At 43.3% G+C, this 24,511-nt stretch carries 24 protein-coding genes and 2 pseudogenes; 3 read left to right on the plus strand and 23 right to left on the minus strand.

Going from position 1 to position 24,511, the window contains the following annotated elements:
* Positions 1 to 6: 6 nt before the first annotated feature.
* The 22 genes and pseudogenes from FQZ95_RS16950 to FQZ95_RS17050 all read right to left on the minus strand — a co-directional run bounded on the left by FQZ95_RS16950 (position 7) and on the right by FQZ95_RS17050 (position 18,308).
* Positions 7 to 672, minus strand: a complete 666-nt coding sequence (locus tag FQZ95_RS16950) for an EscR/YscR/HrcR family type III secretion system export apparatus protein (RefSeq protein ID WP_160530450.1) — start codon at positions 670 to 672, stop codon at positions 7 to 9.
* Positions 662 to 1,649: pseudogene (locus FQZ95_RS16955) on the minus strand (YscQ/HrcQ family type III secretion apparatus protein). Before FQZ95_RS16955 ends, FQZ95_RS16950 begins: the two are co-directional and overlap by 11 nt.
* On the minus strand, positions 1,609 to 2,178 hold the full coding sequence (locus tag FQZ95_RS26840; RefSeq protein WP_001360946.1) for a SpaN/EivJ family type III secretion system needle length determinant: 570 nt from the start codon (positions 2,176 to 2,178) through the stop codon (positions 1,609 to 1,611). The pseudogene FQZ95_RS16955 and the gene FQZ95_RS26840 overlap by 41 nt, the downstream one beginning before the upstream one ends.
* 75 nt (positions 2,179 to 2,253) lie before the next feature.
* Positions 2,254 to 2,484 (minus strand): annotated as a pseudogene (locus FQZ95_RS26465) (type III secretion system needle length determinant, SpaN/EivJ family); the annotation flags it as partial.
* Positions 2,462 to 2,920, minus strand: a complete 459-nt coding sequence (locus FQZ95_RS16965; protein WP_001354951.1) for a type III secretion protein — start codon at positions 2,918 to 2,920, stop codon at positions 2,462 to 2,464. The gene FQZ95_RS16965 and the pseudogene FQZ95_RS26465, both read right to left, overlap by 23 nt.
* On the minus strand, positions 2,910 to 4,202 hold the full coding sequence (gene sctN / locus FQZ95_RS16970) for a type III secretion system ATPase SctN (RefSeq protein ID WP_000734320.1): 1,293 nt from the start codon (positions 4,200 to 4,202) through the stop codon (positions 2,910 to 2,912). The genes FQZ95_RS16965 and sctN overlap by 11 nt, the downstream gene beginning before the upstream one ends.
* A 31-nt stretch (positions 4,203 to 4,233) precedes the next feature.
* Positions 4,234 to 6,294: an EscV/YscV/HrcV family type III secretion system export apparatus protein gene (locus FQZ95_RS16975; RefSeq protein WP_160530452.1), complete on the minus strand. Its 2,061-nt coding sequence runs from the start codon at positions 6,292 to 6,294 to the stop codon at positions 4,234 to 4,236.
* Entirely contained in the window at positions 6,287 to 7,432 is a 1,146-nt protein-coding gene (locus FQZ95_RS16980; protein ID WP_160530453.1) for a YopN/LcrE/InvE/MxiC type III secretion system gatekeeper, read from the minus strand. The genes FQZ95_RS16975 and FQZ95_RS16980 overlap by 8 nt, the downstream gene beginning before the upstream one ends.
* A 4-nt stretch (positions 7,433 to 7,436) precedes the next feature.
* Positions 7,437 to 9,140, minus strand: a complete 1,704-nt coding sequence (gene sctC, locus FQZ95_RS16985) for a type III secretion system outer membrane ring subunit SctC (RefSeq protein ID WP_160530454.1) — start codon at positions 9,138 to 9,140, stop codon at positions 7,437 to 7,439.
* On the minus strand, positions 9,137 to 9,886 hold the full coding sequence (gene eivF / locus FQZ95_RS16990; RefSeq protein WP_000568778.1) for a type III secretion system transcriptional regulator EivF: 750 nt from the start codon (positions 9,884 to 9,886) through the stop codon (positions 9,137 to 9,139). The genes sctC and eivF overlap by 4 nt, the downstream gene beginning before the upstream one ends.
* A 345-nt stretch (positions 9,887 to 10,231) precedes the next feature.
* Positions 10,232 to 10,411: a GhoT/OrtT family toxin gene (locus FQZ95_RS16995; RefSeq protein WP_001352966.1), complete on the minus strand. Its 180-nt coding sequence runs from the start codon at positions 10,409 to 10,411 to the stop codon at positions 10,232 to 10,234.
* Between the two features lie 65 nt (positions 10,412 to 10,476).
* Positions 10,477 to 12,087 carry a glycoside hydrolase family 15 protein gene (locus tag FQZ95_RS17000; RefSeq protein ID WP_160530455.1) on the minus strand — a complete coding sequence of 537 codons (1,611 nt, stop codon included), beginning with the start codon at positions 12,085 to 12,087 and terminating at the stop codon, positions 10,477 to 10,479.
* A 440-nt stretch (positions 12,088 to 12,527) separates the two neighbouring features.
* Complete coding sequence (locus tag FQZ95_RS17005; protein ID WP_001546951.1) at positions 12,528 to 12,851, minus strand: TA system toxin CbtA family protein; 324 nt, start codon at positions 12,849 to 12,851, stop codon at positions 12,528 to 12,530.
* 20 nt (positions 12,852 to 12,871) lie between these two features.
* A complete protein-coding gene (locus FQZ95_RS17010; protein WP_001546952.1) occupies positions 12,872 to 13,228 on the minus strand; it encodes a type IV toxin-antitoxin system YeeU family antitoxin in 357 nt (118 codons plus the stop codon).
* A gap of 25 nt (positions 13,229 to 13,253) precedes the next feature.
* A complete protein-coding gene (locus FQZ95_RS17015) occupies positions 13,254 to 13,475 on the minus strand; it encodes a DUF987 domain-containing protein (protein ID WP_001546953.1) in 222 nt (73 codons plus the stop codon).
* Entirely contained in the window at positions 13,472 to 14,014 is a 543-nt protein-coding gene (gene radC / locus FQZ95_RS17020) for a RadC family protein (RefSeq protein WP_001546954.1), read from the minus strand. The genes FQZ95_RS17015 and radC overlap by 4 nt, the downstream gene beginning before the upstream one ends.
* Before the next feature lie 12 nt (positions 14,015 to 14,026).
* Positions 14,027 to 14,470 (minus strand): antirestriction protein, encoded by a 444-nt coding sequence (locus FQZ95_RS17025; RefSeq protein ID WP_001546955.1) that lies wholly within the window; start codon positions 14,468 to 14,470, stop codon positions 14,027 to 14,029.
* Between the two features lie 30 nt (positions 14,471 to 14,500).
* The gene (locus FQZ95_RS17030) at positions 14,501 to 15,322 is read right to left on the minus strand and encodes a DUF932 domain-containing protein (RefSeq protein WP_001546956.1); all 822 of its coding nucleotides are present in this window, start codon (positions 15,320 to 15,322) and stop codon (positions 14,501 to 14,503) included.
* 119 nt (positions 15,323 to 15,441) lie between these two features.
* Entirely contained in the window at positions 15,442 to 15,915 is a 474-nt protein-coding gene (locus tag FQZ95_RS17035) for a hypothetical protein (RefSeq protein WP_001546957.1), read from the minus strand.
* Between the two features lie 69 nt (positions 15,916 to 15,984).
* Positions 15,985 to 16,437, minus strand: coding sequence for a hypothetical protein (locus FQZ95_RS17040; RefSeq protein ID WP_001546958.1), 453 nt, complete (start codon positions 16,435 to 16,437; stop codon positions 15,985 to 15,987).
* Between the two features lie 35 nt (positions 16,438 to 16,472).
* Entirely contained in the window at positions 16,473 to 17,189 is a 717-nt protein-coding gene (locus FQZ95_RS17045) for a helix-turn-helix transcriptional regulator (protein WP_001546959.1), read from the minus strand.
* A 243-nt stretch (positions 17,190 to 17,432) separates the two neighbouring features.
* Positions 17,433 to 18,308 carry a GTPase family protein gene (locus FQZ95_RS17050; RefSeq protein WP_001546960.1) on the minus strand — a complete coding sequence of 292 codons (876 nt, stop codon included), beginning with the start codon at positions 18,306 to 18,308 and terminating at the stop codon, positions 17,433 to 17,435.
* Between the two features lie 344 nt (positions 18,309 to 18,652).
* On the opposite strand from FQZ95_RS17050, the gene FQZ95_RS17055 reads away from it, so the two are divergent.
* Both FQZ95_RS17055 and FQZ95_RS17060 read left to right on the plus strand, forming a co-directional pair.
* The gene (locus tag FQZ95_RS17055; protein ID WP_001546961.1) at positions 18,653 to 20,437 is read left to right on the plus strand and encodes an ATP-dependent nuclease; all 1,785 of its coding nucleotides are present in this window, start codon (positions 18,653 to 18,655) and stop codon (positions 20,435 to 20,437) included.
* Entirely contained in the window at positions 20,430 to 22,211 is a 1,782-nt protein-coding gene (locus tag FQZ95_RS17060) for an ATP-dependent helicase (RefSeq protein ID WP_001546962.1), read from the plus strand. Before FQZ95_RS17055 ends, FQZ95_RS17060 begins: the two co-directional genes overlap by 8 nt.
* A gap of 316 nt (positions 22,212 to 22,527) precedes the next feature.
* Here FQZ95_RS17060 and FQZ95_RS17065 read toward each other — a convergent pair whose 3' ends face one another.
* Positions 22,528 to 23,445, minus strand: coding sequence for a hypothetical protein (locus tag FQZ95_RS17065; RefSeq protein WP_001546963.1), 918 nt, complete (start codon positions 23,443 to 23,445; stop codon positions 22,528 to 22,530).
* A 416-nt stretch (positions 23,446 to 23,861) separates the two neighbouring features.
* On the opposite strand from FQZ95_RS17065, the gene FQZ95_RS17070 reads away from it, so the two are divergent.
* Positions 23,862 to 24,440 (plus strand): YagK/YfjJ domain-containing protein, encoded by a 579-nt coding sequence (locus FQZ95_RS17070; protein ID WP_001546964.1) that lies wholly within the window; start codon positions 23,862 to 23,864, stop codon positions 24,438 to 24,440.
* Positions 24,441 to 24,511 lie beyond the last annotated feature (71 nt).

The following is a 24,511-nucleotide window of genomic DNA, read 5'->3' on the forward strand; positions in this document are numbered from 1 at the left end:
TTTTCCTCAGGGATTAATGGATAGGTCAATATATTGTAAAATGAGTCCTTTCGATAACATTGTCCAACCGTCCATCGCGACAAACAGAATTAATTTTATCGGTGTAGATATGGTTACCGGACTCATCATCATCATACCTAACGTTAACAGAACGCTGGATATAACCAGATCAACTACAACAAAGGGTAAATAGATATAGAAACCTATAATAAATGCACTTTTTATCTCACTCAACGCATATGCCGGGAGTAACGAGAAAATTGAAATATTCTCATCATCGACTATCTCTTCATTGTCTTCAGAACTATTCACCTTCTGAATCTTTTCAAAAAAGCTAACCAACTCCGGTTCAGAATATTTTATCAAATATGATTTATAACCACTCATGCCTGTCTCAACAAAATTAACAACCGACGCTACATTATTGAATGAAAGATTCTCATTCTGACTGTTATTATATATTTCCTTCCCAACCGGCATCATTACAAACATTGACAATAGCAAAGCAACCCCATTAAGTGTCATATTTGATGGCACTTGCTGAAGTCCCAGCGCGTTTCGGACAATAACAAAAACAATCGAGAATTTAATAAAACATGTCCCGGATGCTATTATAAACGGCAAAAGTGTAAATAATGATAGTATCGCTATCAGCGAAATGCTATTTGACATTATTATACCCTGATAACCAAGAATGAATCTCTACGCCCAATTTATCATCCACTTCAACAAGTTCGCCATAGCCAGTTAGCGCGCCATTTACACGTATCTCTATATTTTTCTCAGATTCAGGAAGCAGAGATATTATTCTTTTTGCACAGAGATCGTCTATTTCATATAGATTCATTATTTTCTTTCCAAGAACAAACTCAATTTTTACAGGCAACTCTTCAAAACTATTAATCATCTGTTCATCATTTTCATCATAAATCTCACTCTCGCTTTTTTTGATATCAAAGTCATCTGTTTCAAAATCTTCCTCGTACTCAAAATGATCAGCCATTTTTAACTCCTCTGGATAAATCAGATCACAAATCCTTGTATTATAAATAACCGCATAAGCAAAATTATCTGAAATTAATAAAACATCACCAACTTCAATATCAACAATGGTTCTATAACATGTTTTACTAAACCCAATTACAAAATGAATGGGCCAATATAATGTTTTTTTGTCTAGCGTTAGAGCGTTTTCGTATTGGCAGACTGTGACTTTATCCAACCAAAGATTCAAATCCCCTGTCCATATTCTTATCAGTGGTTGAGCTGGACTCAATACTCCATCAAATACTTTACCTACGCACAAACGATTATATTTTAGTTCAGGATGATTTAGATTTATCGGGGAACTGGATAAACTGAGCCATTCCCCTATTAACCTTTCCGTTTCTGGCATTAAAGCCATCCCAGCGAGCTCGGCAGAAATTAAGGGAAATATTTCTCGAAGCAACACCCATCCAGACCAGCTGCCACTCTCTTCCGCTATCGGTAGCCATTTAGCACTAAATTCGGGCATTAATAACGCAACATCTTCACCATTTTCTTTCCAGTTTTGAAAAGTGGTTTCAAAGGAATGAGTGTTTCCATTTACTTTTCTCAGACCGAACATTAACTTTCGTCCTTCTGATCGTTTTCGAATTTACCTTCATTTTCTTGCTCATCATGAGGCTGATGTCGTTGTCCTTGTCGTTCATCTTGCTCAGTCAATACCCAACGTTGTGCTGTAACATCATTGTGTTGGGCTTCATGGAGTCTGTCGGAGACAATCGTGTCTGATGGTTTTAGTCGTATCCCTTCACTACTTTCCAGAATCCGAACTGTATGATTCTGTCCCCAACGCTGAAACTGATATGTCAATTCATTTTCGGGTACATTGGCACTATTAACAGAATTATTTATATCATTCTGATTGAGCGTATGAACATTCCTTTGCTTTTCGATATGTTGAGTAAACATGGTTTTGTTATCAGCAAACCTTCTTTCGTTAGTAATATCTAATAAATGGGCCTGCTCTCCATTTTTTTTGTCTCCATCGCGATATTTTTTTTCACGCTCTTTATTATTACTGTGGTTTTGAACCGTGATTTTTTCTGTATGGATACCATTATGGATTCCCCCCTTAAATTGTATCGTTTTATCAGATAGTTCAGAATTAAGACCCTGATCTCGTGAAGTCATATTGAGGACTTTCTTTGTAGAAAGTTGCTCTATTCCATTTGTTTGCAAAGAAAAAGATGAATTCCTGTCAACCTGGAGAGACGATTTGTTATCAATAGACTTCATTTGCCCATTCTTTTTCCCAAACGTAGGGAATTGGCTATCCTGAGCCTGACGTAATAACTGGAGAATGGATCCAGCAACAATCTCACTCATTTCTTTATTTTTTTTGTTTTTCTTTACGAAACTGTCTAAATACGCAGCAGAATTCTCGGATGTGTCTGTGTTTAAATTTTTATAATGTTCAATTTTCTTGACTTCGTCCATTATATTTCTCCTCCTGTTCAAGCTCGTCTTGATAAAGCATCTGATTTAAAAGTTGTTTTTTGATGCGCTTCTTTAGTAGATCGTACTTTTCTCCTTTTAGCCACCAGTGTTTTCTTTGTGCTTGCTGTTGAACTATTTCCTTGTTAAGTATTTTTCGCCGCTCTGCTATTTTTTGCTTTTCAAGATTTATCTCAGCGATCTGCTGCTGAATGACTGCAACTTTACGTAACGAGTAAAATATATCCTGGCGAAATACTACTTCGCCGAGTAACTCCTTCATATCTAACAGTGACTGTAGGTTTTTAAGTTGCATATCATACAGGCGTTCCTTTTCGACTAACTTTTCTTTTTCTGCATTTAACTTTTGTAATGATGCTTCACATGCAGCCAGGCTCTGCGCTGTTCTTCTGATAAGTCGATTAACTTTACTTAACAATTCGTTCAAGCTCTTTTAGCGTTTCACTCATTGGCATTTTTTCATTAACTGACTGTTTTAACCAATTTGTGAGTTTAGGCCGGGCATTCATAGCAAAATCATTTTCAGCATTTTGCCCAGCGCGATATTCCCCTAAATCAATAAACACCTGTAGATCTTCCAAAGTGGTGAGGATCTTCCTTACCCGTGCAGCATTATCTCTGTGTTTTTCATCAGTGACCTGACCAAATACTCGACTCACACTTTTTAGAACATCTATTGCCGGATAATGACCTTGCCCAGCGAGTTTGCGACTTAGATAGATATGGCCATCAAGGATTGAGCGAATTTCATCCCCCAGTGGGTCTGATTCATCCTCCCCCTCCAGTAATACGGTATAAAAGGCAGTAATACTTCCTTTTAGTGTTGGTCCCGGCCTCTCCAGTAAGCGAGGTAAGCTGTCAAAAACAGAAGCAGGATAACCACGTCTGGCAGGTGGTTCACCCGCTGCCAGCTTCATATCGCGTAGTGCTCGTGCATAGCGCGTCATTGAGTCGATAAAAAGTACAACTCTCTTTCCTCGATCTCTAAAATACTCTGCCACGGTTGTCGCCATCAGGGCGGCATTACACCGATCTACTGACGAAAAATCAGAGGTGGCATAAACCAAAACACATTTTGCTGCATTTACTGATTTTTTCAGCGATTCCGCGCATTCCGTAACTTCCCTTCCACGTTCGCCAATCAAGCCAATAACAAACACATCAGCTTCAGTGTTGTTTACAAGCATATGCATTAAAACCGTTTTGCCACAGCCAGCCGATGCGAAAATCCCAACACGTTGACCAATGCCACATGTCAGTACGCCATCAATGACTCTTATCCGTGTCTCTAGTGGTGTATTAATAACTCGACGTTCCTGATACGACGGTGGCAGTTCATCAATCAGGCGTAAATTTCCCCTATCCCCTGGAGTGACCGGGACAAACCTTTCCATAATTTGACCAGAAGCATTCAAAACTGAACCAAGAAAGGCATCACTGATCTGTATGGTTAACTGCTCTCCCGTTGGTTTCAATACTGCAGTACGTGTAAGCCCCACAGAGCTGCCTATAAGGTTTAATAATGTCTTTCCATTGCGAAAGCCAACGACCTGAGCCCTGGCTATACGTTCATTTGCTTGCCAGCTCGCATAAATTTCGCATACTTCGCCCACTGAAACGTCGTCAAGCTCTGCTTCAATCAGCGAGCCGTTTATGCTATGTAAGTAGCTGTATTTATTTAATAGTTTTAATTTTTTCATACCAGCATGCTCCATATCGCAAGACATTATCCTAAATAGTTTTCAGAATATTAACGGGAACATTTTCCGTTAGTTCCCCGTACGAAAGTACTTCGAGGTCTCGATAACTAGATTCAATAAGTTTTTTGATAAAACGACGAATATCCACAGATCCCAGTAAAATAATGTCTTTAATAGGAATATTGATTCCAGAAAGTGCCAGTTTAAAATTATCCAGAATCATCTCAGCTTCGGATGCATCGAGATTAAGAAAAGTACCGCCAGCGGTAGGCCTGACACCATCTCTGATTCTGTCCTCTATTTCAGGCGAAATCACAATTGCTTTAATTTCTCCAGAATATGAAAACTTATGGCAAATGTAGCGACCTAATGCACCTCGTACATGCTCAACGAGTGTAATTATATCTTTCTCTCGTGGGCTCCATAATGCTAAAGCCTCCATAACTAAACGCATATTGCGCACTGAAATTCGCTCCTGGATCAGACGCTGAATTACCTCTGAAATGCGCTGCACGGTTATATATCTTAATATTTCTTTTAATAGATCAGGATACTTCATCTCTAATTGATCAAGAATATATTTGGTTTCTTGTATACCAAAATACTCATTAATATTATGAGCCAGACATACAGATAAATGATTGTACATTTCATCCATGGCCGTGCGAGTATAACAGCCAATTTTTGTTAATTTTTGGGCATCACTTTTTGTAACCCAATAATATTGTTCACCATTACTATTTACGATGACAGGTTTCTTGATCAAAGTCGAAACCACTTCATCTGAATATTCAACCAACAAGACAAGATCATGATAAATTTTAAATTGCGAGGCTCTGACTTCATTTAGCATTAATATGACATCTTCATCATTAAGGCCTTCCCCCTCGCGAATGACAATACCGGGAATACGGATACCATACTCAATAAAAAACTGACTACGAATCCTATCAGCAAGATTGATTTCAGTGTATTTTTTAGCCTGTACACTATTCATAATCAAAACCAAGGGTACCGTTTCGGTAATAACCTGATCAAGTTTATTAATAATACCTAATGAAATATCATCATCCTGATTATAGGGTTCCAACCCAACGGTGATATCTCCCTTAACAACCGTTTCTTCAACCCCTTTCTTTTTGAATTTAAAGTAAAAATAAATTCCTAAGATTACTGCCAAACATAAAAAAACAAGAAGGGGAAAACCTGGAAGCAACCCAATACTTAGCGCGAGGACACATGTCACAATAATGACAAAAGAATTACTTAATAACTGGGACATTATATTTTGCCCCATATTATCACTATCGCCATTCACGCGCGTTACGATAAACCCTGCGCTAATAGCAATTAATAAAGCTGGAATTTGAGAAACAAGACCATCACCGACGGTAAGAATTGTGTAGACGGTCAACGCTGTCGAGAAATCCATTCCATTTTGGCCTACTCCTACTGATAGCCCACCGATAATATTAACAAAGATAATAATGATGTTTGCAATAGCATCACCTTTGATAAATTTCATCGCACCATCAAAGGAACCATACAGCTGACTCTCTCGTTCTAATACGCTACGACGTTCTTTTGCTAAATCTGCATCAATGATCCCGGCGCGTAGATCGGCGTCAATACTCATTTGTTTACCTGGCATACCGTCAAGCGAAAAGCGGGCAGCAACTTCAGCCACACGTTCCGAACCTTTAGTAATCACGATAAACTGAACAATAGTAACAATGGAGAAAATAACAAAACCAACTACCAGGCTATCTCCAATAACGAATTCACCAAAACTCGTTATAATTTCTCCGGCGTCCGCCTCAAGAAGTATAAGTCGACTGGTACTGATCGCCAGCGCCAAACGAAATAACGTTGTGATGAGGAGAATTGATGGGAATGAAGAAAAACTTAAGATCCTATCAACATAGAATGATCCTAAAAACACAAGTATTGCCAATGTTAAGTTCAGCCCAATCAAAAAATCGATTAAGTAAGTGGGCAATGGAATTATGAGCATGGCGATAATCATCACCATTAATCCAAGAATTATTAATTCTGGATGACTCCTTAACCCTATCAAAACTTTGTTAAACATTGAACATTACCTTCTTCCATGGTTTTTTATTTTGTTTTTTATTACTGTTTTGTGTATCAAAGAGCTCTACTGCAAATGTTACTTTTATTGCCTGTTTACAACACTCCCTAATCTCTAATAATTGTTCATTATTAATAAAAAGTGAAAATGGAAGATTTGTACATCCGCTGTAAATCGCCTTCAGGAGTAACGTTTTGTCTTTATAATTAGCATCTGCGGGTAGGGTTACCAGTGCATTTTTCAGGAGTTCCTCTGCAGTCTCAGGAAATTTTATTAACGATATCAGAAAAAATATCCAGTAATCTTCTGCGCTAATAAATTTTTTAATTATTGGGTTATTCATTAAAGTTTTCAGAAATAAAGCCTCTGCCGACTGAAGAGACAATAGTTGTGACAACTTATTGAGAAACATACCAAATTCCAATGATGAACAACTCGCATCAAGTGCATTTATATCTGAGAAAAGCGTCTCTTTGATAAATTTTGTCACTAGCATTCTATTTTGATAGCCATAACTACCAATCCATTCTACATAAGTATCTACAGCATCGTCTTCTGCCATTAAAAATTGTCGATAACTTGCCCTTAGTAATTTTGGATTTAATGACAACGCCTGGCCAAATAACTTTGCTTTTAATGCCGAGTTAATGCCACTATTAATGAATTTTTTAGTAGTCTCTTGATTAACTTTTCTAAGTAATGCTTCAGCGTTTAGCCGCACATTTTCAGATATTTGTTTTTTACGTAAAATTGCACGTAATACAACCACCAGATCGCTTTCATCTGGAAATAATTTTTTAGCAAAGCTATACACTTCATAGTCATGGGTAGTTGCTGCCTTAAGCGCCTCCATGATTTTATCGGTTTTTTCTATTGGCTGATCTTCCAGGACATATTCTTCTCCGTCCAGAAAGTTGGCCAGTTGTTCTTCGTAGATTTTTTTCTTCATAAACTGCGTTAACGCTGCTGACATCTCGTCAGTAGCTTGTAAGAATCGAGCTTCTTTACCGGCGGGATCATCTCCCATTTTAGGCATTTCAGCTTCAATATCTTCATTATCTTCTGTGATAATGTCCTCTAAGCGAGAAACTTCTCTGGCTCTTTCTAATACACCGACATGCTCTACATGAATCGCCATTTCACTATCCTCCGACGACTTCACGATTCAGGTAAGTTTTTATCCATTTCTGCAGTAATTCATCGTTGATTTCTTTATTTTTTGCCATTTGCTGTGTTATTGCTCTGGCGTCAACCACAGCCTCATTCGCATTATTCATCATGCGCTCATCGATCTCTCTTGGCTCAATAAGAAAGACACGAACGATGTTATTCGCATTTGTTCCTTCATATCCAAATAATTTACCAATAAATGGAATACTGCCTAATATCGGGATCTTGCGACTTTCATAGGTATTGGTATCTCGTGTATATCCACCAATCAAAAGACTTTTCCCTTGAGGCACGCGCGCAATAGTACTTATAAGCGTTCTACCAACCTGAGGCAGGTCATCAACATTGGTCTTGTCGGAATTGATTTCATTGCCATCTTCAATATTCAAGAGTAATTCAATTTGATTTCGCGAAGCAAATCGTGGTAGCACGCTAATCATCGTACCATAGGTTACTTCATCCAACTCCGCAGTACGCTCGCCGACTAATTTAGTATAGAAAGTACGGTTATTATCAAATATAGCAGGAATATTCTCCTGTGTTAAAACGACAGGACGAGCAACAACGGCGGCTCTTCTTTTTTGCGCAAGTGCCTGTATTGTTGCAATAAACTGTGTCCCATCCAGGGTACTAATTGAACCTGAATTATTAAATGATGCACTTAGGCTGGATCCAATTTTTATCGTGCCCGACCAGTCAGCTCCTAACTGTTCTAGATCAGTCTTATCAATATCTATTATCCATAAAGATAATTCAATATGTCGCTTTGGAATATCGAGCGTAGCTACTAACTTCTCGATAAAATCAACCAGAGATACTGTTCCTTTAACAAGTAAACTGTTGGTATCTGGATATGCAATAATTTGTATATCGTCAGTCTCTGGCGCTCCAGCTGTCGATATTATTTTCTCTACTTGTAGGTCATCATCTTCTTCAGCACCAGGAAAAGGAGGCATACGTGATACGTTTTTTAGTTGTTGACGACTTGAAATTTCAGAAAGTACGTTAACCCCAGTGCTTTGCTTAATGTTATTATTTAACAACGTCGATAGTACTTTTGCCATGCCAGGAATAACTATCTTTTCGCCACGTAATTCATAAGTCCGGTCATTAACGAATGTGTTGACCAGGTGAATAATACCTACTTTATTGCGTCCGATCTCAATGCCATCACTGTTTTGCTCCATTAATTTTGCAGCATTAACGAGCAGGTCAACATAAACCGGTGGCCCCGATACATAGAAAGTACCATTGCCGCCCCCTTTAATTTCATAACGAGAGTTATACAGCCCCGATTTTTTTAAAAAATTATTAAACTCATTCGTCGATACCTTTCTCAGATTAATCAGCGCATTACGCATCTCTGATGAGTCATAGATATAAATAGCTTTGCCATCATCGTACCAAATAAGTCCCATCTGCGCCGACAGGCGTTCAATCAAGGCATAGGGTTCGGTTAAATCAAAATTTCCGCTGATCTGTTTCTTCATGGCAAGCTTACTTACTATTGTAGGCTTACCCGCATATGATGAAACCGTTTCAAAAAAACTACGTAGATTTTCTTTATTTGCTACGTATCCATTCGCTGCTGCGGCATATGCACCAGGAGTCAATAATCCATTAAAAATGCATAAGACTGAAATTAATATAATAGTAATACGTAATTTTATTTTCATAACTTTTTACATAGTTCTCTCGGTGTTTTTCCTAACCGGCTTTTTACTTCGGCTGAAAAGTGTGATGAGGATGAGTAGCCATATTTATGCGCAATAGTTGTCATATCACTGTTTCCTTCAATGATTTCCAACACGGCTCTGGCAACTCTCCAGCCACATAATTCCGTTTTAACTTTACCACCCAATGCATAACTACATAAACGGCGAAAATGTGAATACGATACGCCGTAAAGCTCACCAAGATCATAGAGTGAAGTCTGTATGAGCGATTGCGATAATAAATAGCGAACCAGTTTATAGCATTCTGTTTTTCTTAGATGCTGAAACAGAATTTCATTAATATTATCGCTGCTCAGATAAGTGGCTAAAAACCAAGCTTCACTTGCAACTTTACTGAATAGCACAACTTCTGATGCAAAGGGCAAGGCATCAGCAAACAAGTCATGGTGTTCCCTTTCCACACTCCCCGTTGATTCATCTATAAAAGCTAATAATTTACTCAGGATATCAATGCGAAGTGGATGATAAATTACTTTCCCTGCAGTTACCTCAATTTGGCTTCGGTCAATGAGCAGTAATATGTCTTCCACTACCATTAATTTTTGATGGTTATTACCAATCGTAATAACAAGGGTTACATCCTTGTTTTCATTTCCCCGTAAGAACCACATTTCAGGGTCCAGTAGGGTTAACTTCTGTCCTTGAAGCAAAACATTCATTGGAAGTAACAGCCCTTCTTCAATCATGTTTCATCTCCTTATTCCATATTCTCATTCTCCATAAACTTGCAATAAAAACATGATTAAAAAATGATGATTCCTATTTATAAAATAATGATTTTGTTATGAGCGAATAGCTATCAGCCACTTACAGTAGTAAGTCATCCTGTCCATATACAGAATTGCAACTGTTGATATGTTTTACTTAAACATACCCCGTATTTCTTATAACACTTGTTTGGTGACTATTTTCAAAAAAAATCATATTTGTTAGTTACACATTAACGCACTGCGAGTGTTTTGTTACTCCCCGCATATATTTTATTCTCTTTATCGATTATATTTTTCTTAATCGTTCATATAATTTTCTTGTTAGTCGGATTTACGAATTATGATACTTATGATGGATGGAATGAGGCTAAGCGGCCAGGTCAACCCTGTAATTACTGCAGCAAACAACCGATATGTTACTTTTTCTTCCGAGAAGATAAATATTAAGGTCGATGTCACAACCAGACCTATCAGGTAAGCTAACAGTAATTTATTGATCACTTTTACCTCCCTTACGATTTCTCTTTGAGCGGTCCTTTTAATCCAGGACCGCCTCATTATGAAAACTATTTAATTCCCTCATCATTGATAAGGTTGGACATTTCTTTCAACATAAGAGTCATTGAGGCTTTCGACCAGTTTAGCGGAATGATAGGGCTTGGCGCTTCATGCAAAGTTCCTGACTTGTGGATATAGTTATAGCTTTCGGGAAGTGCCATTTCAGGTACGCTCCTGCCATTTGCACCAATCATATTCTCGCCTGTTATTTGGGCCAATGATCTATTCATAAATTGCACTGAGTCATTCAAATATTCTTCTTTTCTTGATTCTTTATAAACAATTGCTGCTGATTTTGCATACCATGAGTCAAAAAACCATTCTGCTTCTGTTGATGGAATGAAGCTCTTTTCTCTTTTCGCATGTGAATTTTCATCAGTATCAGTTTTAATATCATTGAACCAAAAATTTGCCGACTGATAATTATCCTTCTCGTATCTTTTTATGCCATACGGACCTGCTAGTTTTTTAACTATTTTTAAAACTTGCTCTTTTCTTCTGGTATTTATCTTTGAAAGATTTGCAGGATAAATAACATTAAGTAAGGCCGCATCAGCTTCTCTGTAATGTTTATCTTTTTCCAGATAACCAGGAGATTCTCCCCCTAAATCAAGCTGTAGCGTTATTCTTTCATAACCTTTATCTATGAGGTGGTTCAACCTCGTTGTTGAAAGTGGTTCATCCAGTTCATTGGCTTTAGCTTCGCGTAGTAAATCAGAGATAAAAACAGAGTCTTTCTTCGAGAGTAGGTTTGACAAACGTTCCAGTCCAGAGGTCACCAGTGCAACGGAAGATGTGTTTAATCGGGCATCTTCCTCCCACGCTCCGGAATCTTCCATAACATAGAAATTGGCTTTATCCAGATAAGCAATCAGCAGCGCAACCGATTTTAATCGGTCACCTTTTTGCCAATCTTCAGCGTTAATAGTACCAGTATTGATTGCTTGTATAAGGAGATCAAGATAAAGACCTAACGCATCATTTTGTTTATGGTTCCACAGCTGCGGCTTGCCTTCTTCCTGCACATCTGCCATCACGGGGGAGTTGCTGTCAAATCGGATATGCACAGCATTCATTTGCCCGGGAATTCCATCCAGTCGTTTTGGGTTGCTAATGACGTCCTGCATCCGCTTAATCTGGTCGGGCGTAGACATATAATCCCACAGGGTGAGCAGAATCTTTTTTGCAGCTACCCTATTTTCCTGATCTGATACTAATGCCATATAGCCCCATAGACTATCCCTCAGCCAGACAGCATCATAGTGGGTTTCTGCCGCTGTTTTGTCATCTTCGAAAGTAGAAGCAAGAATAAACGTTCCCCAGGGTTTCTCCGTCAACGTTAACTTTCGTGTGTTTTCTGTTAATGTTAGCAATCCTTGAATTTCGTCTTTGGTATAGTGGCTCTTTATTTCATTTTGTAATTTGGCTGAGTGAATCAGAAGACGATAATTAGGATACTTATCTGGATTTAACGATAAATAACTTTTATCTGTTGCTTCCCCCGTGGAATTAAGAATGTTAAATACAGATTCACTCGTCACTTCTGCCCCTGTCGCCTGGCATGTGCCGCATGAAAATATACCAGCGAGCAGAAGAGTTAATGCAGATTTCCCTTTCATAAAAGATTCCATCAATCGTTTGTTAAAAGCGTAGATAACCACTTATTTAACAACTTGAAAATAAGGTATTTTACCTGGGTTGTTACAAATGGATTGCATTGCGTAAACGCTTTTATTTACAAAAAAATGGGGAAGTATTACGGCGATTGCGAAAAGTCTGAAGCGATTGAATTAAGATAATATAGAAAATCAGATACAACAAAAATGGCAGGTTGATGAGGTGAAGATAAATTGGAGCGGGCGAAGGGATTAGAACAATCCGTTCAATAAATTGAAAAATATAAAGTTTTCAAGTTATAACTTTACTTATACCCCCAAAGATACCCCCAAAGCACAGAGGCTTTGAATTCAAGCAATTACCTTTGTCGATAAATCAGCAGGAAGCGAGATGATACCAAATGGCAGGCATACTCAAAAGCAGCGATACCGTTAGCATCAGACTAATTACGATTCATTAAACCCAGATCGCGACGGGCCCTCATGATATCAATAATCGTGAGATATGGCGTTTGTTCTTGCCAGCTAAACCCTCTGCGATCGATACGAACCAGTTCGTACTTTTCCACTAGAAAGTTAATGGCATTAGCGAGAGTGATACCGGCATCGATATGTTCCTGTATGACGGTTTCATCACAGAAAGGTGTATCGTTTAGTGTCAGGCCATAATGCTGTTCCAGCAGACGACTAAGTAGCATTTGCCAGATAGTCACGGGCGACAGGCATGGCTTCGCCGCCCGCATATTTGTTGTAGGTAGAAATTTCATTTTTTTTCTCGTGAAAGTAATTAACGTTGAGTGGGATAAATGGCGATATATACGTAGCCACAACTACCAAGCGTATCGGCTTCGCAGGTGAGTCCGTTGTGATAGAGGGTGACACAGTGCTGATGGCGGGGGGAGAGTTCTCCGCTGGTGAGTATCAGCTCCAGTTGTTTGAGAATCAACGGAAAGGCCTGATCCAGGTATAGCGCGTCATCGTCGCAGAAAGCACCGTTAAATCCGGCCCGATCAGCAAGAAAATGCAGGCGGTCGCCTTCTTGTACCAGCCGAGCTCCAAAACAGGGTGTAATCGTACTCTTTAGCCCCCACTGCTGGCAGGCGGGATTCTCCGGCTTTGTACCGGATTCTGAGTGATTGTTCATTATTGTTCCTGATTAAAGGGAAGGATTAATTAAGAGTAATGCTTCGAAGAATGACATAGGGACCATTGCGGTCCTGACGACGTTCAGCAAATACAGCCAGAACGCCGCGTATGTCCTGAACTTCCCGGCCAGCATAATGGCAGATACTGCCGGACCATTTATATTTGCCGGTACAGAAGCGAAACAGTCGGGAGCCAGGATGTTGCCGGTACAGGGTCATTGCCTGGCGTTTGCTGATGATTTTCATATCCAGCCTCGCTCAGCAAACGACACAATGCCATCTGATCCGATAACCAGATGGTCGAGCGTGTTCACATCAACCAGTGCTAGGGCATCTTTAAGCCTGCCAGTAATGTTGCGATCGCATTGGCTGGGCTCCGGATCACCGGAGGGATGGTTATGCGCCAGCACGACAGCAGCGGCATTGAAACGAAGCGCTGACTTCACTACCTCTCGAGGATGAACCTGCACATGGTTTACCGAACCGGCGAACAGCGTTTCACTCTCCAGTAAACGATGCTGATTATCGAGATAGAACACCATAAACACCTCCCGCTCCTGTCTGGCCAGCTGTAACCGGAGCCAGTCACGGGCTGCAGTGCTTGAGGTAAAGGCTATACCTGGCTGACGCAGATATTTATCCAGCAGGTTGATAGCGCGGCGAATGGTCCGTTGGGCGTAGGGTGTCAGTCCGGAAGTCGTAGGGAGTAAACAGCCATGCTGAGCCATGACCGACACCGGAAAAAGCTCAGGCTGCGATAACAGTGGGGATATTGTGGTATTCATGTTCGGTATGACTCAGTCGATGAGATGCATAATGGCGCTGCACTCTGGATGGTTCAACGCGAAGTCTCGTAAGCGATAATAGTGCTCAGTCATCGCGTCACACTCGGTGCGACAGGCGTGGTGGTTGTAAGCCATCAGACAGGCGACCATCCCTGCAGCTTCACTGGTAAGCTCTGCGCCATTGCCGTTCATGCTGTTGAACAATGTCCACTTCTCATCATGATCTGACTCGGGAGCCATAAAACCGCCGCCGTTGCTGAGTGTCGAAAAGCGCCAGATACCACCTTGGTAATCGGCACACAGCCGATCCATCCAGGCGAAAATGCGGGGTTCAAGGGTTATCCATTGTGGGATGGAGCCAAAGTGCTGCGGCCAGAAGCCGATGCGTAGCTCGTCAGGGACGACTGAGGCAATAATTGCTGCCTGCTCAGCGAACTGAAGGTTTTGTGTATTCATTAAACTATCTCCTTATGCCGGAACTGTTGTTTAACGCCCGAAAAAATCGAGCATGTTTTCTGCCATTACCCACAGGGCGCGATTGAGCTTCACATCGCCATCAATACCGGTAACAGCACGGGTGCGGCTGCTTTTCCCCTGAGCGGTTCGCCCTGACAATCCACCTTTCATCAGGTTCTCCTGCACGCGCTGGTATACGGTCCACAGGTCATCGCTGTAGTCCTCCCGGCGACGTGGGGTCAGCAACTGCGATACCGTGACCGGCTGGTGGTCTTCACCAAAGCGATACTTCAGCGCGGCATTCGCCAGGGCATTACGGGCTGGTTCTGGCAGTGCCAGTGACTGCATTGCATCGCGCTTCTCCTCCACCCGGTCAAAGACCCCGAGCACTTCGTAAGCCCCTTCAATCACCTTCTCAACAACATTCCCTTTATGTGGTACCCGCACTTCGCCAAATGACTGTCCGCAGACCAGACCGTTGGTACAGACGCCTCGAAACAGCCCCGGCAGCATCTGGTAGCTTGATGAGCCGTCATGGCTGTTAAGAAGAATGATTTCCGGCACCTGATGTCCGGTCAGTTGACCGGCACGACGCAGGCGAAGCATATGTTTGGTGTGTTCCCGCTTGCTCTGGTCGCGAACCTTTGTCTGGCAGGCAAAGAACGGCTCAAAGCCTTCACGCTGCAGGTTTTCGAGGATGGTGATGGTCGGGATGTAGGTGTACCTGTCTGAACGAGATTCATGCTTGTCACTCCCGAACACGCTGGGGACATGATTCATCAGCTCTTCGTGGGTCAGAGGCCGGTCACGGCGTATCTGATTTATACGACCAAAGCGGCTGGCTAATCGCATGGCTAACTCCTTATCTGATAATGAATTAAAAACAAAAAGGCCATGTTCCCGAAGGAGCATGGCCTGTTGCTATCTGGTGTTGGTATGTTGTGGGGTGGAGAGGTCTGAAATGTAAGTAACTAATCGCTGTAGTGTGTGGTCCGGCACTCACTGAGGTCAGACAGCTCTTTTTGCGTATTCTTCAGACCCGGACTGAAAGTGCCTACTTTTTTATCGCTGACATAAACATCGAAATTAGCTGCCTGCCCCAGTGCGTCAATAAATGACACCCAGGCATTATCGCCATTCCTCCAGCCGAGGGATGAAGGTAATGGGAACTGACTGTTATCCATGACGACCGTTATTTCCGTCCCGTCGTCATGAGAACTTACTGATGTTCCATCAGGCAGGGTGAGATTAACGCCGTGTTGCAGAATATTCTGCGCATCCGGATTGCCAGTACAGTTCAGATTAAACACCACCTTATCCGGGCTGGTAATGATATATTCGGTCACGCCCATCCCAAAACCACTCGTCCACATATTGGGAATAGCCTGTGCTGTTGATACAGAAGCCAGCATAGCTAATGTAACTATTACGTAAGGCAGTCGCATAATGTTGTCCTCAAATCATGTAATAAAGCTTTTGTTCTTTAAAACAATAAAGTAATGAAAAAAGTTGGATTATTTTATTTGTTTGTAGCGAAACGCTTCTTTCCCGGCATAAATCCCGACGAGATCGTCATAACGAGGGTCCTTTTTATTCGGGCGGAACGTTACTTTCATATCGGGACTGCACATATCCTTCATGGTGAGGTTGAATTCTTTACCTGGCGTAATGGTATAACCTGTTGCCACATCGTCTTTACTGGGAGTGATCCACCCCCATATGCCACCCGGACAATCTCTGGAAGGTTTCGAGCGAACAACAATAAACCATCCCATTGAATCCACTTCCGTCGCTGTACACAGTTTTCTGACCTGGCGGTGGGCATCACACCAGAATATATTCCCACTCTTATTATTCACTGCCGCAGGCAGGAACCCGTTATAAGGACGTGCTGCGTGAGCATTACCTGCGATAAGTAAGGGGAACAACATGACTGGCAGTAAAGATAATAAGTTCAATTTTATCATTGCATTAACCTTACATTTAATTATGGAGACCATCTCTAATCAGTTTGTCCGGATTGCCCCCGACTTTCTGAGGGAGAAAATGAATTCAGCGACTGCTGAATAAAACGGAAATGAGGTAAGGCAGAGATAAAATGCTTATCCTCCGACAGCTGATAGAGAAGCTCACTGCGAATAAATGTTTCCCGCGATGGCCTTACCAGATGAATCTCATCCAGCCGGAAGACACGTAATTGCCTGTTATGTTCAGCGACAAGGTACCAGTAACCGTCAAGAGCGATTAGCCGGTAAGGTGCGATGGCCTCATGACGCTCCCCTTCTGTCAGAACGGTGATGCGCTGACATCCCGAAATAGCTCTGACCAGCCTGTAGAAGGAGAGCTTTCCTGCCGGGGGATGAGGTCTGTCCTGATGCCATACCAGACAGGGTCGATCATCACAGTCCAGCAGGCTGCTGACCAGTCGCCGGTCAAAGCCTGGGAAAACCCCGGCCAGCCCCGTGCGGTGAGCAAAGGTCAGAATATCTATTTCCTGCCGTGTACTGTGAATATCCGAGCGCAGACTGCACTGCCCCTGGTAGTAATCCAGGTCGAGATACATCAGACGTTCCCGAAAGTCACGACGCAGCGTGCGCTCTGACACCCCGAATTCAGTTGCCAGTTTGCGAATAAACAGAGTTTCACCGGACACCAGGCGGCTGATAATCAACGACAACCTGACGGCAAGCCGGTCATGTCGCCGCTCCTGAAGCGTCATGAAAGATTTCTCCTGAGAAGTTAACTATCTGAATTAATAATGATTACTTTAAAGGAAGGGGTGGACAGGGTATGGACAACATCGGAACTATTTTTTATGAGCAGCCCGGCCTTATGAGCGCTCGTCTGACAAATAATGATGCTTCTCCTGATTTAGTTGATGATAAAACGCAGTGGAAAGGACGTGTCCACAATCAACACATCATTAACAACCAGTTCATCGTTCGCAGAGAAAATTGCGATATCAGAAGAATATCCAGTCCCAGACGGCCCGTGCGACCGACACCACCGCATCACGCACGGTACGAATCACCGTTTTCAATGGCGCAGGCAGGAATGACGATGACTCAGCCGTATCGAAAACCCGGCTCACAGCTTCACCGAAACTGTCACGGGCCTGCGACTTTACCGGCTCTGTGCAGAATCTCCCTTGCAGTTGTGTCACCAACGGGCTGGTGGCGCGGTCAGGCAGACAGCGCATCATGGTTGCCACCATCTCCTCCACGCCCCAGCCGCTGCAGGCGGATACCACGCAGACCGGGTGATGCGGCTTAAACATTGCGGTAATGGCGGTCTGCTTTTCCTGAAGATTTGTCCGTTGCTGCGCTGAAGGCGTGCTGGTTCGGGTATCCCATTCGTGACAGGGTTCGATTTTGTCGGCCTGGTTCAGCACGAACAGCACCTGCTGCTGGTAAGGCTGCATCACACCTCGCCAGAACTGCTCGTCCACCGACAGCGCCCGATCATCGGCCTTGATGACCCACAGCACCAGGTCCAGCTCCGGCAGCATTCGACGGTACAGGGCCCGGTACTCATGATCCCGTCGCCCGTTTTCACCTACACCCGGTAAATCGACAATCACCAGACTGTGACGACCGCTGCGCAACCGGAAGCGCAGTACGTCGCGAGTACAGGCGTTCACATCACTCACCGGGGACACCTCGCCCTGAAAAAGTTCGTTGCAGAGAGAGGATTTACCTGTACCACTTTTGCCCATGATTCCAATCACCGGCTCGTAATGGGTCAGGTTCTGGATACGTTCAAGAATAAGCTGGCGAAGTGTGCACGGAAGCGACGCAAGCGGTTGTTCAAAGGCCTGAAGGCCGTCAGGTTTATTCATACAATAGTCTCAGCGTGAAAAATTAAAAACCCCGCGATCCAGTCAGGAAGGCGGGCATTCACGGAGATAATATCTATCTGAAATGACTTGGAATTGTAGATAACATGCAAAGAACCTTGCGCAGTCCAGGACTGTACGATGTCCGCTGGCGTGCCATAAGCAGACGTAGTGAGCTGCACCCACTACAGTAAGTCATAAATCCAAGTGTTGAACTCTTGCAATTAACAGCCGATGATAAGAAAAAAATGAAGTAAGATTGCCCAGAACCTTCGCTGTTAAATTTTATGAGCTTTTGACAGAACACGCCTTTCCAAAGCCTGTGTAATGCATTTAGAGGGAGTTTTATGTATTTATCAAAACTCGGAATCCGCAACTTTAGAAATTTTGAGGCGGCTGATATTCCCCTAGCAGGTAATGTTGTGTTATTGGGGGAAAATCGTGTCGGTAAAAGTAATCTGCTTTTCGCAATTCGACTGGTTATTGATCCTACTCTGCCTGATTCAGCCAGGCAGCTTAAGCTGTCAGATTTCTGGGATGGCTGCAGCCTTGAATTAAACCCTCAAATTGAGGTGCACCTTGAATTTGCCGATTTTGACAGTGACCCTTCCCTCTCAGCTCTGTTGACCGATTTTCGCATAGCAGAGGACCCTACCGTAGCAAGGTTGAGCTACATATTTCGTAAAAAGGAAGAAGTAGGTGGGGCTCCACGTTCGGGTGATGACTGTGAATTTATTGTTTTTGGCGGAGGTCAGGAATCGCGAACCATTCCTGGACGCGTCAGGCGGCGGATCTCCATTGATATGCTGGACGCGTTACGCGATGCAGAAGCACAACTTGCTTCCTGGCGAAGCTCTCCGCTACGCCCCTTATTGGAAGATGCCTTCTCTTCACTAAGCCGAGCCGATTTGGATCGCGTAGCAACTGAGCTTCAGACCGCAACGGAAACCATGGAGAAGTTCCCATCAATTAAGGAGCTCGAAGATTCTCTGCGTGGTGGCATTCTTGACCTAGCTGGAACTGCTCACGATTTAGATGCCCGCCTCCGTTTTGCACCTGCTGACCCGCTCAGATTGATGCGTTCTATCTCTATGTTCATTGATGATGGAAAGAGAGGCATTATTGAAGCGAGCCTAGGTTCTGCGAACGTGGCTCTGATATCACTCAAGCTAGCAGAGTTTGCATGGCGACGTGAAAAGAATGAACGTAATTTCTCCCTGCTTTGTATTGAAGAACCCGAAGCACACCTTCACCCACAGCTTCAGCGCGCTGTTTTTGACAAACTCTTCAATAATGTCGATAAAGATCAGTCATTGATTGTAACGAGCCATTCTCCCACGCTGGCAACCATTGCTCCTCTTCGTTCTATCGTTCGCATTTGCAGGGATCCTGAAGGGCGATCACGAGCTTTTTCCCTAGCTAAACTGCCAGTAAGCAGTGAAGAACTCGACGACATTGAACGGTATCTAACAGCAACCAGATCGGAGCTGCTTTTTGCTAACGGTGTAATATTTGTTGAAGGCGATGCAGAGGAGGTTTTACTTCCAGGTTTCGCGCAGGCTATGGGGATCAATCTCGACCAGCTTGGGATTACGGTATGTAACGTAGCGGGAGTTAATTTTGAACCATACGTGAAGCTGGCAGCCAGCCTCGGACTACCCTTTTCCGTCGTAACCGACTGGGACCCACTGGATGGTACGAAACAACCGATGGGTAAAACACGTTCAATTGGTATCTGGCAGGCATTTAGCGATGTATCGGGAAAACTAAAAAAACTAACTCCTGGGAATATTAATTGGCTCAATAATCGATCTTATGAAGAGTGTAAGACTGCATTTGAAAAGATTGGTATTTTTTTAAACGATCAGACGTTTGAGGTCGCCGTTGCCAATACGACTGGCCTCAAAGAAGCGCTGCTGGATATCCTCGATGAGCAGGGATTTGGTGTGTTACGTTCATCAAGGATTGCTTCATGGCGTGCCGGTATGGTTCCAGACCCGACGCAACTTCTCGCGATGATATCTGACATAGGTAAAGGACGGTTGGCTGCCAAGCTGAAGCAAAAAGCACCTGGGCTTGCGCCGCCGGAGTATATTGCTTCAGCTATTCAATATGTGGTGTCGAATGTCTGACCGGCGTGCACTTTCAGAGGCTCTGAATGAGCTATTGCCGAACAGAGAGCAATACGCTGCGGCCACATACCCCGGCCACTGCGTAGTTATTGCTGGGCCAGGCAGCGGGAAAACCAAAACACTTACAACCGCAATGGCACGAGCCCTGATTGAAGAGGTCGCTGACCCCCGAGGCGTAGCCTGTATTACTTACAACAATGAATGCGCTTCTGAACTTGAAGGACGGCTAGCATGCTTTAACGTCATTGGCGATGATCGGAACTTTATTGGTACCGTGCATAGCTTTGCATTAAATCAGGTTTTAATCCCCTACTCACGATGTATACCTGGTTTGCTGCCGGATGGTTTTCGTGTGGCGACCAGAGATGAGAGTCGCGCGGCTGTTGAAGTGGCTTATCAGGCTAGATTCGGAGCTGTCGGAGATCCTCATGCTCGGTGGAAATTTGCAGAAGAGAAACGACGCCGGGATGTGAACCGGCTCCTACCGGCTTGGCGGAATAACAACCCGGAGCTGGCAGATTTTATTGATGGTTATGAGGCAGAACTTCGGCGCTTAGGACTGATTGACTATGATGATATGCCACTCATCGCTTTTCGTATTATTAGCGAGCATGAATGGGTACGTAATGCTATTCGGTCGCGCTATCCTGTTTTATTTGTCGATGAATACCAAGATCTGGGGCACGCTCTTCATGAGCTGGTTCTGCTGCTGTGCTTTAATGGTGGAATACGATTATTTGCGGTCGGTGATGCAGATCAGTCCATTTACGGATTTAATGGTGCAAATCCAGGGCTACTGGATAGTCTTGTTTCACGGGCAGATGTAAGACCGTTCCGTCTTCGCTTCAACTATCGATCTGGCGCGAAAATTATCAGGGCATCACTAGGGGCGCTGGGAGAAGACCGCGATTATGTTGGCCCCGATGGTAATCCAGAGGGAGAGTTAGGATTTCATGGGATTAATGGCGATTATGACGCACAGGCGCATTTTATCGCTCATGATCTAATTCCCTCGTTGTTTGAAAGAGGGTTTCAGCCTGAACGTATCGGGGTTCTTTACCGGGCAGCCTGGCTTGGCGATAAAGTTGCGGATGAGTTCAAGGCCAAAAATATTGCCATAATACGTGCTGACAGTAATGCTCTCATTAAGCGCAATTCTCGTCTTGCCCGTTTCATCGAAGCCTGCAGTCAGTGGGTAACTGGGGGATGGAAAGAAGCCTCTCCGCCATTTAACCTCTTACTGGGTCAGGCGCTCTTTCTTGTTTATGGCCGCCGCGCAAGCCGTGCTGAAGAACAATTACTGACCTTACAGCTCATCACTTTTTTACGAAACGGAATTGATAAAGCGGAAAGTGCTCACGAATGGCTGAGACGTTTAAATGATGAGATTATCACCGACTGGATGGCTATCTCACAGAATACTCAGCAGGAATGGGATGTCATCTCTGAGTTACTGAAACGAACCGATCCCCTTAGGGGACTGGATGTGGCTCTGGATATATTCGCTGGTAAAGTAGAAGGAACTGGACGCATCACCCTTAGCACTCTTCATAGTGCAAAAGGCCGAGAATTTGATGTAGCCATAATGTTTGGGGTAAATAAATATGACTTCCCGAGTAAGCGAGATCTAGCTTCAGATAATGCCCTTCGCGAGGCCCGTCGCCTCTTTTATGTAGGCGTCACCCGTCCTCGAAAAGAACTGCACATGGTTTATGAAAAGGGTAAACATTCACCTTGGATTGCGGAACTGTATCATCGCAGCCAGCAGATATAGAACATTATGCACCTGACCTGCTCCTACTTTATTGATAAACGGCGAAGTTAGCGATACCTCCATCTGGCTGTAAAAGACTATGAATATCTGCTTCTCGCTCAAAGCTGACCTTAAGCTTTAACATATTGTCCGCTTGGTGTCACAGGTAGATGCTCCAATAGCGCCTGGCAACCGCTCAACATGGCCATGGTAATCGTTTATGAGTAGGAGCTATAAAATAACGAGCTATGAGGGCAGTTGTAAGAGGCCCCCGAATCGACTCAGAATCAATCACTATATTGAGATATCAGACGATAAAACCACGGGGGACACAAAGCTATTTAGCAGATCGCCGATAAGATTTTGATGACTGCCAGGCATGTTTCATCTTCTCAATAAACTCCAGCTTCTCTTCAGGTTGGACGTTCCACACATCTATAGCAGCAATAATCATGTCATAACGCATAGACGTGTTATATGGGCGAAGATAGCCTGCTATTCGTTCTTTTCCCTTGAGATAGTCCCAGAGATAGACTAACTGAGTTTCATCATCACGTGATATCCAGTCAAAATCTGTCAGAAAAAAGTCATATTGCTCAAGCCAACGCTCATGCAGTTTTCTGAAATAAGAGATCTTATCTCCAAGTGAGCATGGAGCTTCATCAATGTATCTCATCACACCGTTGATCAGTTCACGCTCAGTTACCGGAGTGGGGTTGTACCGATCGGTACTTGCTCCCGCGTTCAGATAAAAACGGGAGAAAACACGTTTCGGTTTTTTCGAAGCAGTGGCCTGTGGATTTGTTATCAGGTCCCAATCAATATCATCTAAATCGATATTCAAATTAGAGAAATCAAGATTTGTGATGATATTATCGTCCATTAAAAGAGAATTAAATCTTCCTGAACAACCGAGGTCATTCCCCAACCCACCAAGCGTCAGCCCTGCAGATAATACTGGGTATTCAAAAATATAATGGTGAGCAAACCACAATGCTCTTGGTGTACCTTTGAAACAATCAAAATAATCTTTATCAATCAGTAGCAGCTCAGCCCATTCTTTAAGAGTTTTCCGGCCAACTTTGATCCTGTCCTGATCGCCCAGGAAATGCCGTTCAAGGATCTCAGAGATTAAACGTCGAAACTGATCCGGCGAATCATAAGTACTCCACTGTAAGGAGTAATCAGTGTTGGAAAGCGCACCAAGCATTTTTAGATACATTATCTCGTAGCGGATCATATCGTAATGCAACATCGTCTCTTCCCTCTAATTCTGGCTCCTGAACACAGATTAGCATGAGCATCTTTTAGGTAGAGGGACTCGGGTCACAGGCTGAGGGATGACTGATTTTTTTCTGATATCCTGCTGATTTTGTTGTGATAATACTCTGACTTATTACTGCATTATTCCTGTGGTTTGTACTCTTCGAATCTCCTCTGTTCACCTCATTAGAATCGTTCAACAGCAGATATGAACATTTGGGTTTTTAGTATAATTAAGGGGGCACTCCCTGTTTCTATACCACTTTGTTCACAGCGCCCTCACCCAACAAGCAACCCTGCCTGTATTGCCCCGGATACACAGCACCCTGTATCTGCCGTATCCCCGCTTCTCTTAAAAATTACATCTCATCCCAATCCTTTGTACTCCACCTGACAAAGGATAAATCAATGCACACACCTTACCCTTTTAATTCCAGATACACGATGAACTGGTTTCTACTGTCTCTGATCAATGACCACCTGAATCAGCTACTGAACCGGTACTCCCGAATACAGGCACTCAGACTCGACCTGTTCTATCAAAAAGGTACAGAGCGTTATAAACGTCATTCATGGAACGAAACCGAACGAGAAGTACGTATGCTGGTTGAACGCACCCTGCAGAACACAAATCTGTCAGGATATTTCTGGGTACTGGAGAGCTCTGTAGACCACGGCTGCCATGCTCATATCGTGTTCTATCTCGACAGGCACCTTAACCAGGCTACCTACCCAATAGCTGAGAGAGTTGGAACAATATGGCGGGAAATAACGCAACGAGAAGGCTATTACAACCGCTGCGAATACAAACCTACTTATGACGTCAGTATTGATAAGCCGGTGAACTACGATGATACCGAAGCCATTGATAACCTGCGCTACATCCTCAGCTACCTTGCCAAAGAAGAACAAAAGCACGGTCACTATCACTACGGAGCCAGTGAGGTACCGTCGCCCAGCGGACTGGGGCGTCCTCGCGCGGTATAACTCACGTTCTGCACTTTTTTACGTATCAATCCATTGATGTGGAAGGGCTGGTGGTAACGAGCAATCACCCA

This window comes from Escherichia sp. HH41S (assembly GCF_009820115.1).
GTDB classification, from domain to species: domain Bacteria; phylum Pseudomonadota; class Gammaproteobacteria; order Enterobacterales; family Enterobacteriaceae; genus Escherichia; species Escherichia coli_F.

What these genes read in the sequence shown, in the direction of transcription:
- sctN (WP_000734320.1), bottom strand. Translation starts at nt 4,202, where the DNA reads ATGAAAAAATTAAAACTATTAAATAAATACAGCTACTTACATAGCATA.
- FQZ95_RS17025 (WP_001546955.1), bottom strand. Translation starts at nt 14,470, where the DNA reads ATGAATACACAAAACCTTCAGTTCGCTGAGCAGGCAGCAATTATTGCC.
- FQZ95_RS16975 (WP_160530452.1), bottom strand. Translation starts at nt 6,294, where the DNA reads ATGTTTAACAAAGTTTTGATAGGGTTAAGGAGTCATCCAGAATTAATA.
- radC (WP_001546954.1), bottom strand. Translation starts at nt 14,014, where the DNA reads ATGAATACCACAATATCCCCACTGTTATCGCAGCCTGAGCTTTTTCCG.
- FQZ95_RS17070 (WP_001546964.1), top strand. Translation starts at nt 23,862, where the DNA reads ATGCACACACCTTACCCTTTTAATTCCAGATACACGATGAACTGGTTT.
- FQZ95_RS17000 (WP_160530455.1), bottom strand. Translation starts at nt 12,087, where the DNA reads ATGAAAGGGAAATCTGCATTAACTCTTCTGCTCGCTGGTATATTTTCA.
- FQZ95_RS17055 (WP_001546961.1), top strand. Translation starts at nt 18,653, where the DNA reads ATGTATTTATCAAAACTCGGAATCCGCAACTTTAGAAATTTTGAGGCG.
- FQZ95_RS17010 (WP_001546952.1), bottom strand. Translation starts at nt 13,228, where the DNA reads ATGAACAATCACTCAGAATCCGGTACAAAGCCGGAGAATCCCGCCTGC.
- FQZ95_RS17035 (WP_001546957.1), bottom strand. Translation starts at nt 15,915, where the DNA reads ATGCGACTGCCTTACGTAATAGTTACATTAGCTATGCTGGCTTCTGTA.
- FQZ95_RS17065 (WP_001546963.1), bottom strand. Translation starts at nt 23,445, where the DNA reads ATGTTGCATTACGATATGATCCGCTACGAGATAATGTATCTAAAAATG.
- FQZ95_RS17030 (WP_001546956.1), bottom strand. Translation starts at nt 15,322, where the DNA reads ATGCGATTAGCCAGCCGCTTTGGTCGTATAAATCAGATACGCCGTGAC.
- FQZ95_RS17045 (WP_001546959.1), bottom strand. Translation starts at nt 17,189, where the DNA reads ATGACGCTTCAGGAGCGGCGACATGACCGGCTTGCCGTCAGGTTGTCG.
- FQZ95_RS16950 (WP_160530450.1), bottom strand. Translation starts at nt 672, where the DNA reads ATGTCAAATAGCATTTCGCTGATAGCGATACTATCATTATTTACACTT.
- FQZ95_RS17015 (WP_001546953.1), bottom strand. Translation starts at nt 13,475, where the DNA reads ATGAAAATCATCAGCAAACGCCAGGCAATGACCCTGTACCGGCAACAT.
- FQZ95_RS17005 (WP_001546951.1), bottom strand. Translation starts at nt 12,851, where the DNA reads ATGAAATTTCTACCTACAACAAATATGCGGGCGGCGAAGCCATGCCTG.
- FQZ95_RS17050 (WP_001546960.1), bottom strand. Translation starts at nt 18,308, where the DNA reads ATGAATAAACCTGACGGCCTTCAGGCCTTTGAACAACCGCTTGCGTCG.
- FQZ95_RS26840 (WP_001360946.1), bottom strand. Translation starts at nt 2,178, where the DNA reads ATGACTTCACGAGATCAGGGTCTTAATTCTGAACTATCTGATAAAACG.
- FQZ95_RS17060 (WP_001546962.1), top strand. Translation starts at nt 20,430, where the DNA reads ATGTCTGACCGGCGTGCACTTTCAGAGGCTCTGAATGAGCTATTGCCG.
- FQZ95_RS17040 (WP_001546958.1), bottom strand. Translation starts at nt 16,437, where the DNA reads ATGATAAAATTGAACTTATTATCTTTACTGCCAGTCATGTTGTTCCCC.
- FQZ95_RS16980 (WP_160530453.1), bottom strand. Translation starts at nt 7,432, where the DNA reads ATGGCGATTCATGTAGAGCATGTCGGTGTATTAGAAAGAGCCAGAGAA.
- eivF (WP_000568778.1), bottom strand. Translation starts at nt 9,886, where the DNA reads ATGATTGAAGAAGGGCTGTTACTTCCAATGAATGTTTTGCTTCAAGGA.
- sctC (WP_160530454.1), bottom strand. Translation starts at nt 9,140, where the DNA reads ATGAAAATAAAATTACGTATTACTATTATATTAATTTCAGTCTTATGC.